At 57.9% G+C, this 11746-nt stretch carries 11 protein-coding genes; 10 read left to right on the top strand and 1 reads right to left on the bottom strand.

Annotated features, from left to right (window positions below; all coding sequences use genetic code 11):
- On the top strand, positions 1–658 hold a 658-nt coding region (locus RT018_RS06025; protein WP_312940153.1), incomplete at its 5' end, for an NAD(P)H-dependent glycerol-3-phosphate dehydrogenase.
- A 104-nt stretch (positions 659–762) separates the two neighbouring features.
- Here the strand turns inward: RT018_RS06025 and rpmB are convergent.
- On the bottom strand, positions 763–951 hold the full coding sequence (rpmB, locus tag RT018_RS06020; protein ID WP_293010275.1) for a 50S ribosomal protein L28: 189 nt from the start codon (positions 949–951) through the stop codon (positions 763–765).
- Between the two features lie 294 nt (positions 952–1245).
- Here rpmB and hprK point away from each other — a divergent pair, with 294 nt between their 5' ends.
- The 9 genes from hprK to RT018_RS05975 all read left to right on the top strand — a co-directional run bounded on the left by hprK (position 1246) and on the right by RT018_RS05975 (position 11718).
- Positions 1246–2178, top strand: a complete 933-nt coding sequence (gene hprK / locus RT018_RS06015) for an HPr(Ser) kinase/phosphatase (protein ID WP_312940150.1) — start codon at positions 1246–1248, stop codon at positions 2176–2178.
- Between the two features lies 1 nt (position 2179).
- Positions 2180–3121, top strand: a complete 942-nt coding sequence (locus RT018_RS06010; protein ID WP_312940149.1) for an ROK family protein — start codon at positions 2180–2182, stop codon at positions 3119–3121.
- Between the two features lie 19 nt (positions 3122–3140).
- Positions 3141–4061, top strand: coding sequence for a UDP-N-acetylmuramate dehydrogenase (gene murB / locus RT018_RS06005; RefSeq protein WP_312940147.1), 921 nt, complete (start codon positions 3141–3143; stop codon positions 4059–4061).
- A 32-nt stretch (positions 4062–4093) separates the two neighbouring features.
- Positions 4094–4954 (top strand): RNase adapter RapZ, encoded by an 861-nt coding sequence (gene rapZ, locus RT018_RS06000; protein ID WP_312940145.1) that lies wholly within the window; start codon positions 4094–4096, stop codon positions 4952–4954.
- A gap of 25 nt (positions 4955–4979) precedes the next feature.
- Positions 4980–6047 (top strand): YvcK family protein, encoded by a 1068-nt coding sequence (locus tag RT018_RS05995; RefSeq protein WP_312940142.1) that lies wholly within the window; start codon positions 4980–4982, stop codon positions 6045–6047.
- A 13-nt stretch (positions 6048–6060) separates the two neighbouring features.
- A complete protein-coding gene (gene whiA / locus RT018_RS05990) occupies positions 6061–6978 on the top strand; it encodes a DNA-binding protein WhiA (RefSeq protein WP_312940140.1) in 918 nt (305 codons plus the stop codon).
- A 51-nt stretch (positions 6979–7029) separates the two neighbouring features.
- A complete protein-coding gene (locus tag RT018_RS05985; protein WP_312940139.1) occupies positions 7030–7656 on the top strand; it encodes a CatA-like O-acetyltransferase in 627 nt (208 codons plus the stop codon).
- Between the two features lie 29 nt (positions 7657–7685).
- Entirely contained in the window at positions 7686–8138 is a 453-nt protein-coding gene (locus RT018_RS05980; protein ID WP_312940138.1) for a C-GCAxxG-C-C family protein, read from the top strand.
- An 88-nt stretch (positions 8139–8226) separates the two neighbouring features.
- Positions 8227–11718 (top strand): DNA polymerase III subunit alpha, encoded by a 3492-nt coding sequence (locus RT018_RS05975; RefSeq protein ID WP_312940176.1) that lies wholly within the window; start codon positions 8227–8229, stop codon positions 11716–11718.
- Positions 11719–11746 lie beyond the last annotated feature (28 nt).

Below are 11746 nucleotides of genomic sequence, written 5' to 3'. Positions count from 1 at the left end.
GCTTGTGCGGGAGGAAACGGAGGACCGCTTCCCCGTGACGGCCTTGTCCGGCCCTTCCCACGCAGAGGAGGTGAGCCTTCGTCTGCCCACCGGGTGCGTGGCGGCGGGGGAGAACGGCGAGGCCGTAAAGCTGGTGCAGGACGCGTTTATGAATCAGAACTTTCGGGTGTATACCAGTCCGGACATCGTGGGCGTGGAGCTGGGCGGTGCGTTGAAAAACGTGGTGGCCCTGAGCTGTGGAATCTGTGACGGAATGGGCTATCAGGACAATACCAAGGCCTTATTGATGACCCGTGCCATGGCGGAAATCGCCCGGCTGGGTGAGACGCTGGGCGGACACCGCCAGACCTTTGCAGGCCTTGCGGGAATGGGAGATTTGATTGTCACCTGTACCTCCATGCACTCGCGAAACCGCCGGGCGGGGATCCTCATCGGACAGGGGAAGACCGCCGAGGAGGCCATGGATGAGGTTGGCGCGGTGGTGGAGGGGTACTACGCCGCCGAAAGCGTCCATCAGCTGAGCCAGCGGGCCGGTGTGGAAATGCCGATCTGCGCCTGCGCCTATCAGGTGCTCTATCGGGGCAGGGGCGTCCGGGACGCGGTGGCGGAGCTGATGGGCCGCTCGAAAAAAGACGAACTGGGCTATGACTGGATGTAATATCCGGTGAAACAATGTGACCACGGCTAAGCATAGCCGTGGTCACAAACTTTATTGAGAAAAAATAACTCCCGAACCGGAAGGTTCGGGAGTTGATTTGTCTATCAGACCGCTCTGGTAACTTTGCCGGAACGCAGACACCGGGTACAAACATATACATGGCGGGGCGTACCGTTCACAACAGCCTTGACACGCTTTACGTTGGGCTTCCAGGGACGATTGGAACGTCTATGGGAGTGAGACACCTGAATACCAAAGGTGACACCCTTATCGCAAAATTCGCACTTAGCCATCCGTTGCACCTCCTTGCTGTTGGGAAATCGAACCTGCTTCTCACAGGCACAAACGATATTTTAACAGATGAAAACATAAAAAGCAAGGGGAAATCTTAAAAAATATTCAAAAATATTAAAGCCGGACGCGCCGGGTGAAACAGTTGCGAAAAACAGGTGTATACGTTATAATAATAACCAAAAAGCGGTTATGATAAAAAAACCAATTCAAACCGCTGCGGCGCTGTGCGTCTGCGAACTGAAAACACCGTGGGGCGGCGGGAAAAAGGCCGCCTCGGAAGGAGACTGGCGCTTATGACGGCAAACGGACTGAAAATGACGGAGTTTGCGGCTGCCTTTGATTTGCAGTTGCTCAATCGGGGGAGCGATTATGAGGAGGCGGTTCTTACCATTACGGATGTAAATCGGCCAGGGCTTCAATTTTTGGGTTTTTATGATTATTTTGACCCCCGCCGTCTTCAAGTAATCGGTAAGGCGGAAATTATGTATCTGAAGGGCCTGAGCGCACAGGAGCGGAAAAAGGCCTTTGACGACCTGTTTCTCTACGATATTCCGGCGCTGGTGATTTCCCGAAATCTGGACTGCTTCCCGGAGTGCCTTGAAAGCGCCCGGGATTACGAGCGAACGCTGCTGCGCACCTCGGAAACCACCGTTGAGTTCACCTCCCACGCCATAGAATTTCTCAATCACCGACTGGCCCCCTGTATAGGGCGGCACGGCGTTTTGATGGATGTGTACGGTGAGGGAATTCTGCTTACCGGGGACTCCGGGATCGGAAAGAGCGAGACGGCCATCGAACTGATTATGCGCGGGCACCGGCTGGTGGCCGATGACTCCGTGGACATCCGGCGCATCTCCAATGAGTTGATTGGTACGGCGCCGGAGATGATCCGCCATTACATCGAGCTGCGAGGAATCGGTGTGATTGACGTGCGGCAGTTGTTTGGAATGCGGGCCATCAAGGAAGAGGCACAGATTGATTTGGTGGTAGAACTGGAGCAGTGGGACAGCAGCCGGGTTTACGACCGGCTGGGTCTGGAGGATCACTATTTGGAGATTCTGGATCTACAAGTACCCTGCGTCAACATCCCTGTGCGGCCCGGACGGAATCTGGCCAGCATCGTGGAGGTAGCCGCCATGAACAACCGCCACCGCCGCTTCGGCTACAACGCCGCGGAAGAGCTGGTCCGGCGGGTAGACGAACGGGCAGACCGGGGAGCGCAGTGAGATGTATATTGGTTTGGATGTCGGCGGCACGAACCTGCGGGCCGGTCTTGTAGATGAAGCGGGCCGCCTGCTGGCGGTGCGGAAAATCCCGCTGGGCGAATTTCAGGGAGTGGAACCCTTTGCCAAGACGCTTGCGTCCCTTGCTGCGCAGGCCGCCCGGGACGGGGGCATAAGCCCCGGGAATCTTGCCTACGTAGGCGTAGGCATACCCGGTGCAACGACAAAGGAAGAAATACTTTACACCTGCAATATTCCAATGAAAAACGTCCCCCTTGCGCGGCTGCTTCAAAGCTACCTTGACGTTCCCGTTCTGCTGGAGAACGACGCCAACTGTGCCGCTGTGGGTGAATATTTTTGCGGAGTGGGACAAGGGACGAAAAACTTTGCCTTAGTGACCCTTGGTACCGGCATTGGCGGCGGGTTTATTTTAAACGAAAAGCTCTACTCCGCCGGAGGAATGGCTGGCGAGGTGGGGCATATGGTAGTGGAGAAGGGGGGCGCGCCCTGCACCTGCGGGCGGCGGGGCTGCTGGGAGACCTATGCCTCCGCCACGGGCCTGATTCGCATGACGAGAGAAGCCATGGAACGAGATAAAAGCAGTCGTTTATGGGAAGAATCCGATGGCGGAACCGCTGTCACCGGCAGGACGGTCTTTGCGGCGGCCCTGCGAGGGGATAAGACGGCGAAGGCGCTGTGCGAAACTTATGTTTCGTATCTGGCGGCGGGAGTTGTAAACCTCTTGAACATTTTTCAGCCGGAGGTGCTTGCCATCGGCGGCGGAATCGGAGAGGCGGAGGAGGAGCTGCTGTTTGCTCCTTTGCGGGAAATTGCGAACCGAGAAAGCTATGCCACCCGTTGTGGCGGAAAGGTATCGGTGGTCCGGGCCAAGCTTGGCGGCGACGCGGGAATGATTGGCGCGGCACTACTGGAGCGAGTAATCTGATTTTTTGAGGGGGAACCATATGGATTGGGCGGAGGAGCTGGACAAATGGGCGGCGGATTATCTGCCGGACCTTGCACTGAAAACCGACGAGGCCATGAGCCGCCATACCTCTTTTCACATCGGCGGACCGGCAAGGCGCATGGCCTTTCCCCGCAGCGGAGAGCAGGTGGTGCTGCTGTGCGACTTTGCCATGGGCTGCGGAGCCCGGCCACTGGTGATGGGAAACGGAACAAATCTGCTGGTGCCCGACGAAGGGCTGGATCGACTGGTGATTGACACCACCGCCGGGCTAAATCACTTGGAGCTGGGAGCGGGAGAAAACGAACTGAAGGCCGAGGCCGGGGCGTCTCTGGCGCGGCTGGCGGACCTTGCGCAAAAGCAAGGCCTTACGGGGTTGGAATTTGCCCACGGCATTCCCGGCACGGTGGGTGGCGCGCTGTGTATGAACGCCGGGGCCTATGGCGGGGAGATGAAGCAGGTGGTGGCCGGAGCTTCCCTGCTGGATCCGGAGGAGGGCGTGAAGTACCTCACGGCGGAGGAACTGGGCTTTGGCTATCGCCGCAGCGTTCTGACGGACCACCCGGACTGGGTGGTTTTATATGCCGTCTTCCGCCTGTCGCCCGGCGACCCGGACCAAATCCGGGCGAGGATGGACGACTTGAAAGCAAGGCGCAAGGCCAGCCAGCCTCTGGAGCTTCCCAGCGCGGGCAGCACCTTTAAGCGTCCGGTGGGCGCCTATGCGGGGACCCTGATTGACCAATGCGGCCTGAAAGGGCTGCGGGTGGGCGGCGCGCAGGTAAGCGAAAAGCACGCGGGCTTTGTGGTTAACCGAGGCGGGGCCACCTTTGCCGACGTGACGGAGTTGATTCATCAGATTCAGCAGCGGGTGGAGGAACTTTCCGGGATTCGTCTGGAGCCGGAAGTTAAAATTGTGCGGTGAGCGCCGCGCAGGAGAGAGAAGCGGGTGATTGCATGGAAATTCTGATTATTTCTGGCCTGTCCGGGGCCGGAAAGAGCAAAGCCGCCTCTTTTTTGGAGGATATGGGCTTTTATATCGTGGACAATATGCCTGCGGCCATGATTCTGAAATTTGCGGAGTTCTGTGCCGGGGGCAACGGACGGTATGACCGGGTGGCGCTGGTGTACGATGTGCGGACCTCGGACTCCTTCACGGAGCTGTTCGACGTGCTGGAAAAACTGCGGGGCATGGGCGGCGTGTGCCGGATGCTATTTTTGCAGGCCTCGCCGGAGGCGGTGATTAAGCGGTATAAAGAGACGCGCCGCCGCCATCCTCTCAGTGGGGGGACGGACACCTTGGAGGAAGCCGTCCGTCGGGAGATTGAGGTGATGCGTCCTGTGAAAGAGCAGGCGGACTACGTCATCGACACCAGCAGCCTGTCCACCGCGCAGCTTCGGGCCGAGCTTTTGCGCCTTTTCAGCGAAAAGGACGAAAAAACGGGGATGACCGTGGCGGTGACCTCCTTCGGCTTTAAGTATGGTTTGCCGCTGGAGGCCGATCTGGTGCTGGACGTGCGGTTTTTGCCAAACCCGTTTTATATAGAGGAACTGCGGGAGAAAACAGGACTGGACAAGGATGTATCCGGCTATGTGTTCTCCTTCCGTCAGGCACGGGAATTCCTCGACAAACTCAAGGATTTGCTGACGCTGACCCTACCACTGTACGCCGAGGAGGGGAAAACCAGCCTCACCGTATCGGTGGGCTGCACCGGCGGACGGCACCGCTCCGTGGCCGTGACCCACGCGCTGACAGGCTATATCCGTCAGCTGGGCTACCCCGTGACGGAGTATCACCGGGACATGCCCAAGGGATGACAGGCCTCGGAATGAAAGGGAAGTCATGGAAAATCAACACACGCTCTACCGTCCCCCAAGGGCGCGGGGACCGAGAATTGCCGTCATCGGCGGCGGACACGGTCTTTCCAACATGCTGCGGGGGCTGAAACAATATACGGAAAATCTCACCGCTATTGTCACAGTGGCGGACGACGGCGGAGGCTCCGGGGCGCTGCGCAGCGATCTGCGGATGCCGCCCCCAGGGGACATCCGCAACTGCCTTGAAGCGCTGGCCAACACGGAGCCGCTGATGGCGGAGTTGCTGCACTACCGCTTTTCGGAGGGCGTACTTGCCGGGCAGAGCTTTGGCAACCTGTTTCTGGCTGCGTTGAACGGGATCTCTCCCTCTTTTGATGCGGCGGTGAGCCGCATGAGCGAGGTTTTGGCCATTACGGGGCGTGTGCTGCCCGTCACCAATGCCAACGTGGACTTGGAGGCGGAGTTTGAAAATGGCGTGCGGGTAATGGGGGAGTCAAAAATCTCCTACTGCAAAAAAGAGCAGGACTGCCGTATCCGCCGGGTTCGGCTTCTGCCCGAGAAACCTCCGGCTCTGCCGGAGGCGGTGGAGGCTATTTTGCGGGCGGATATGGTGGTGCTTGGGCCGGGAAGCCTGTATACCAGCATTATTCCCAATTTACTGGTGGACGGCATTGTGGACGCCGTCAGGAAGGCAAACGGACTGAAAGTCTATGTCTGCAACGTCATGACGCAGGAGGGAGAGACAGAGGGTTACACCGCCGCGGACCACATCGCAGCCCTGTTCAAGCACTCTGCGCCGGGACTGTTTGATTTGTGCCTTACGAATGCCTCGCCCATTCCTCGAATCGTCGCCCAGCGATACGCGCAGGAGGGGGCGGAGCCTATTTGCAGAGACAAAGAACGGTGCGCTGCCCTTGGCGTGGAGCTTATCAACCGGCCGGTGGCCACGGTAGAGGACGGCTTTGTGCGCCACGATCCTGCAAGCCTTGCACGGGAGCTGATTTTGCTCCACGCGGAGCGCAGCGTCCGCATCGCCGGGGACCGGTTTGCCACGGGGGGAGATTTTTATCGTACGGAACACGCAAATGAGTGAGGAGGTGAGCAGGGTGTCTTTTTCCTTCGATGCGAAAAACGAACTGTGTCGACTAGAGGTGCAAAAGCATTGCTGCGCCTTGGCAGAGGCTTATGGCGTCCTGCTCTACTGCAACACCTTTAATCCTGGGGAAATCCGTATTGTCACGGAGAACCCGAATCTTGCCGCAAGGTTGCCTCGGCTGTTTCAGCGGGCCTTTCGCCTCCGGTTTGACAAAAAGCCGGAGCCTTACGCGCAGGGAAAGCTGATGTTTCAGATGACCGAACAGAATAAACTGGACGGCATTATCGACGCGCTGGGCTTTTCTCCGGAGCAGAACATGGTTTTGCACATCAATTTCGGTCTGTTGGAGGAAGAGTGCTGCCGGGCCTCGTTTTTACGGGGCGTGTTTTTTGCAGGGGGAAGCGTCACAGATCCGCTGAAGCGGTATCATTTAGAGTTGGCAACCTCGCATTTGCAGGTGAGCCGGGAACTGGAGGCCCTGCTGCGGGACAACGGCTTTCCCCCCAAGAGCCTGAGCCGAAACGGGAGCTACATCACCTATTTCAAACAGAGCGATCAAATTGAGGATTTTTTGACCCTAATCGGCGCGCCGGTGGCGGCCATGAGCGTGATGAGCGCGAAAATGGAAAAGGACCTGCGCAACAGCGTAAACCGACGGCTGAACTGCGACAACGCAAACCTCGACAAGGCGGTGGACGCAGCGCTGGAGCAAGCAGAGGCCATCCGCCGCCTGATGGACGCGGGACTGCTGGAACAGCTTCCGGACAAACTGCGCAAAACGGCGATGGCCCGGCTGGAAAAGCCGGAGCTGAGCCTTTCTGAGCTGGCGGACAGTTTAGATCCGCCCGTGACGAAATCCTGCCTGAACCACCGCCTGCGCAAGCTCACAGGGCTGGCAAGAGAGCTGCGGGGTGAGCCGCCTAAATAATCAAGACGGCCCGCCGTGCTGCCGGTGACCTTAACAACAAAGGAGAACGCAATGGAGAAACGTATTGTGGATATGACCGGGGATCCCCGGCGGGAACAGTTTGCTTATTTTTCTACTATGGCTAACCCCTATGTGGGGGTGACCTGTCAGGTGGATATCACTGCCCTAGTAGAGAAAATTCGGAGGGACGGTGCGCCTTTTTTCCTTTCTCTGACCTATGAGGTAATGACAGCGGCCAACGCCGTGCCAGAGCTTCGTCGGCGGATAGAAGGGGGACGGGTGGTGGAGTATGGAAGCTGCCGCTGCTCCTGCACCGTGGCGAAGCCTGACGGAGCCTATGCTTACTGCACGCTGGACACGGCGCTGCCGTTTGCGGAATTTATAGAGACGGGCCGCGCGGCACTGGAGGCGGCGAAATACGGTGGAACCATTACGGAGGAGCAGGGCCACGAGGAGTTCTTTTTTGTTTCCTGCGTGCCTTGGCTTCGATATACGGACATAGTTATGCCGGTGCCCAGCCCCGCGTACAGCAACGTGCGGATTTCTTGGGGGAAATGGACGGAGGAAAACGGGCGGACGAGCCTGCCCGTGACGATTTTAGCCCATCATGGGCTGGTGGACGGCATTCATTTGGGACGGTTTTACGAGGAATTGGAGCGCCGGGCATCCAAGGCCTGACGAGACAGGATAAAAGGAGAGTTTATACAATGGATCGGTGTGAGGCGGCCTTTCAATATCACAAAGCGGGCTATAACTGTGCACAGGCGGTGGCTCTGGCGTTTGAGGATTTGCTGGATATACCAAAGCCGGTGATTGCGGCGGCCGGCGGCGGGTTTGGAGGCGGCATGGGTGGTAGTCATGCGGAATTGTGCGGCGCTGTCAGCGGCGGCGTGTTGGTACTGGGATGGCTGGCACCCCAGTCGGACGGCGCGGACGCGGAGGGGAAAAAGCGGACTTATGCCGCCGTGAAGGAGTTTCGCCGCCGGTTTGAGGAGGTTTTCGGACTGACCCGCTGCGGCGACTTGCTGGCGGCCCATCCTAAGCCTGATGAGAAAAACCCGGCTGCCCTGCGTCTGGGCGTCACCGCCCACTGCGACAACATGATTGTCACGGCGGTGGAGATTCTTGAAAAAATGCTTGCGGAGCGGGCCGCGAGCTGATCCGAACGCACGGGGATAAGAAATGGTTTTGGCGGGCGGGCGCTGTCCTTCTGCCGGAAATGCTGATACGAAAGAACAGGAGCGACCTATGTCCTTTGCCCATTTACATGTTCATACGGAGTTCAGTCTGCTGGACGGAGCCTGTCGCATCAAGGAGTTGCCGACCGTTCTGAAGGAGATGGGCCAATCTGCCTGCGCCATCACAGATCACGGGGTGATGTACGGTGCGATTGACTTTTACCGCACCTGCAAAGATGCGGGTATCAAGCCCATCATCGGCTGTGAGGTTTACGTGGCTCCCAGAGGCCGAACCAGGCTGCAAAAGCAGCACGAGTTTGACGCGGAAAGCCGCCATCTGGTGTTGCTTTGTGAAAACGAGGAGGGATATCACAACCTGTCTTATCTGGTGTCCATGGCGTGGACCGAGGGATTTTACATCAAGCCACGGGTAGATTTGGAGCTGCTGCGGGAGCACCACGGGGGGCTGATCGCCCTGTCTGCCTGCCTTGCCGGAGAAATTCCCCGGCGGATACGCAACGGAGAGTATGAAACGGCCAAAACCGTGGTGCTGGAAATGGCAGAGATTTTTGGGCCAGACCGCTTTTATCTGGAGCTTCAGGATCACGGCATTCCCGACCAACAGACGGTGAACCGTGGAATTTTGAAGCTCCACAAGGAGACGGGCCTGCCCATGGTCTGCACCAACGACGCACACTATCTCCGCAAGGAGGACGCAGAGGCCCACGATGTGCTGTTGTGCATCCAGACGGGAAAACTCCTGTCTGACGAGAATCGGATGCGCTATGAGCCGCGGAATTTCTACCTTCGGTCCGAGGAGGAGATGCGGACCCTGTTCGAGGGGTATGAGGACGCCGTGGACAATACCGGAAAAATCGCGGAGCGGTGCAATCTGGAATTTGAATTTGGGAAATATCAGCTCCCGGAATTTCATCTTCCGGAAGGTTACGACGCGTATACTTACATCAAAGAGCTGTGCGACACGGGCTTTGCTCAGCGGTACGGCGAGGAGCACCCGGAGTACCGGGAGCAGCTTCACTATGAGTTGGAAATGATTGAGAAGATGGGCTTTACGGACTATTTTCTCATCGTCTCCGACTTTGTGCGCTACGCCCGGGAGGTGGGAATCCCCGTGGGGCCGGGGCGCGGCAGCGCGGCAGGAAGCCTTGTGAGCTACTGCCTTGGCATCACCGATGTGGAGCCGATGCGCTTCGGCCTGTATTTCGAGCGGTTTTTAAACCCAGAGCGGGTCAGCATGCCGGATATCGATATGGATTTCGGTGACGTGCGCCGGGGTGAGGTGGTGGACTACGTACGCCGGAAGTACGGCGACGACCACGTGGCCCAGATCGTCACCTTCGGCACCATGGCGGCCCGGGGCGTGATCCGGGACGTGGGGCGAGTGCTTGGTATGCCCTATGCCGAGGTGGACACCATTGCAAAGCAGGTTCCCTTTACACCTCATATCACCCTGAAGGATGCGCTGCGGCTCTCAAAGCCCCTCAGCGACCTGTATGAGGGCGACGACAACGTGAAAGTTCTCATCGATACGGCCAAAAAGCTGGAAGGGATGCCTCGCAACGCCTCCACGCACGCGGCGGGCGTGGTGATTACAAAGAGGCCTGTATATGAATACGTCCCCCTTGCAAAAAATGACGACGCGGTGGTCTGCCAATATATTATGACCACGCTGGAGGAGCTGGGCCTTCTCAAGATGGACTTTCTGGGCCTGCGGAACCTGACGGTGTTGGACGACGCAGTGAAAATGGTGCAGTCGGAGCGGTCGGATTTCTGTCTGGAGGACATCCCGGAGGACGACGCGGCAACCTATGAAATGTTGGGGCAGGGGAAGACCATCGGCGTGTTCCAGATGGAATCGGCCGGGATGACCGGCGTGTGTGTGGGTCTGAAGCCCCACAATATGGAGGACATCTCCTCTATCATTGCCCTGTACCGTCCCGGCCCTATGGATTCCATTCCGAAATTTATCGCGTGTGCCCAGAATCCAAAGCTAATTTCCTATCTCCATCCGTCTCTAGAGCCGATTCTCTCCATCACCTATGGCTGCATTCTCTATCAGGAGCAGGTGATTGAGATTTTCCGCCGTCTGGCGGGATATTCTTTGGGACAGGCAGATATGGTGCGCCGGGCCATCTCCAAGAAAAAAGCCGCCCAGATTGCCCGGGAAAAGGACGCGTTTATCCACGGCGAGCGGGAGCGGAATATCGCCGGCTGCGTGGCGAACGGGATTCCGGAAGCGGCGGCAGAAGCGATTTATCAGGATATTTACGATTTTGCAAACTACGCCTTCAATAAAGCCCATTCTGTGTCCTACGCAGTGGTGGCCTATCAGACGGCGTACTTCAAGCGGCACTTTACCAAGGCGTATATGGCTGCGCTGCTTACAAGCGTTCTGGACAACTCCACCAAGATCGCGGGCTATATCACCGAATGCCGGGACTGGGGCATCAAGCTTCTGCCTCCGGATATCAACCGCTCTTGCGACACGTTCACGGTGGAGGAGGGGGGCATCCGTTTTGGTCTGGCCGCCGTGAAAAATATCGGGCGGGGATTTATTCAGGCCGTCATGCGGGAGCGGGAGGCGCAAATGTTTACCTCCCTCAGCGATTTCTGCGGACGGATGAACGGAAGCGACATGAACAAGCGGGCGGTGGAAAATCTCATTCGCTCCGGTGCGTTCGACGAGTTTGGGGCAAGGCGCTCTCAATTGCTTAAGGTTTATGAAACGGTGATGGACTCGGTGGCCAGCGCCAGTCGCCAGAATGTGGAGGGGCAGATTGATTTCTTCTCTATGGCGGCAGGAACTGATGATAAACCAAAGCCTGTAAAGGAAATGCATTTGCCTGATATTCCGGAATTTACCCGGCAGGAACTGATGAACATGGAGAAGGAGACGACTGGACTTTACCTTTCCGGCCACCCCATGGATCAGTATCGGGACGAGGTGAAGCGGCTCCGGGCTCCCTCGGTCGCTGCCATTCTGGACGATTTTTTACAGGAGGGCGGCCCTACCCGCTTTGCGGACGGGCAACGAATATGCATTGCCGGGGTGGTGACCTCCAGCAAGACGAAGACCACGAAAAACAACTCCCTCATGGCCTATGTCACAGTGGAGGATGACACCGCCGCCATCGAGCTTTTGTGCTTTGCGAGAACTTTGGAGAGCTGCGGCCCCTGCTTGCAGGAAAATCAGGCGGTAGTGGTGCGGGGACGGCTCTCCGTCCGGGATGAAAAAGCCCCGCAGCTCATGTGCGATTCCGTGGTTCCGTTGGGGGGCGGCGCATTGCCGCCGGACCCGGTGCCGGAGCGCCGGGAGGGAAAAGTAACCGAGGGCAGTGTCCTTTACCTGAAATTTTCAGGAAAGGACAGCCCTGAGCTGCACCACATGAAGCTGGTGTTTCAGATGTTTCCCGGCGGCACTCCAGTGAAGCTGGTGATGGCGGACACCCGGAAGGTGTTTGGCACCCAGGTGTTGCTCCACCGGGCGCTGTTGCAGGAGGCGAAGGAGACGCTGGGCGAAGAGAATGTGGTTGTGAAATAAGAGAAAACCGCCCCGCCGTTTATCGGCG

Origin of the sequence: Oscillibacter sp., from assembly GCF_032060045.1 — a bacterium.
Classification (GTDB): domain Bacteria; phylum Bacillota; class Clostridia; order Oscillospirales; family Oscillospiraceae; genus Oscillibacter.
The sequence above is the reverse complement of the archived record's forward strand: the minus strand, read 5'-3'. Positions and strand labels throughout refer to the sequence as shown.

What these genes read in the sequence shown, in the direction of transcription:
- rpmB (WP_293010275.1), bottom strand. Translation starts at nt 951, where the DNA reads ATGGCTAAGTGCGAATTTTGCGATAAGGGTGTCACCTTTGGTATTCAG.
- hprK (WP_312940150.1), top strand. Translation starts at nt 1,246, where the DNA reads ATGACGGCAAACGGACTGAAAATGACGGAGTTTGCGGCTGCCTTTGAT.
- RT018_RS06010 (WP_312940149.1), top strand. Translation starts at nt 2,180, where the DNA reads ATGTATATTGGTTTGGATGTCGGCGGCACGAACCTGCGGGCCGGTCTT.
- murB (WP_312940147.1), top strand. Translation starts at nt 3,141, where the DNA reads ATGGATTGGGCGGAGGAGCTGGACAAATGGGCGGCGGATTATCTGCCG.
- rapZ (WP_312940145.1), top strand. Translation starts at nt 4,094, where the DNA reads ATGGAAATTCTGATTATTTCTGGCCTGTCCGGGGCCGGAAAGAGCAAA.
- RT018_RS05995 (WP_312940142.1), top strand. Translation starts at nt 4,980, where the DNA reads ATGGAAAATCAACACACGCTCTACCGTCCCCCAAGGGCGCGGGGACCG.
- RT018_RS05985 (WP_312940139.1), top strand. Translation starts at nt 7,030, where the DNA reads ATGGAGAAACGTATTGTGGATATGACCGGGGATCCCCGGCGGGAACAG.
- RT018_RS05980 (WP_312940138.1), top strand. Translation starts at nt 7,686, where the DNA reads ATGGATCGGTGTGAGGCGGCCTTTCAATATCACAAAGCGGGCTATAAC.
- RT018_RS05975 (WP_312940176.1), top strand. Translation starts at nt 8,227, where the DNA reads ATGTCCTTTGCCCATTTACATGTTCATACGGAGTTCAGTCTGCTGGAC.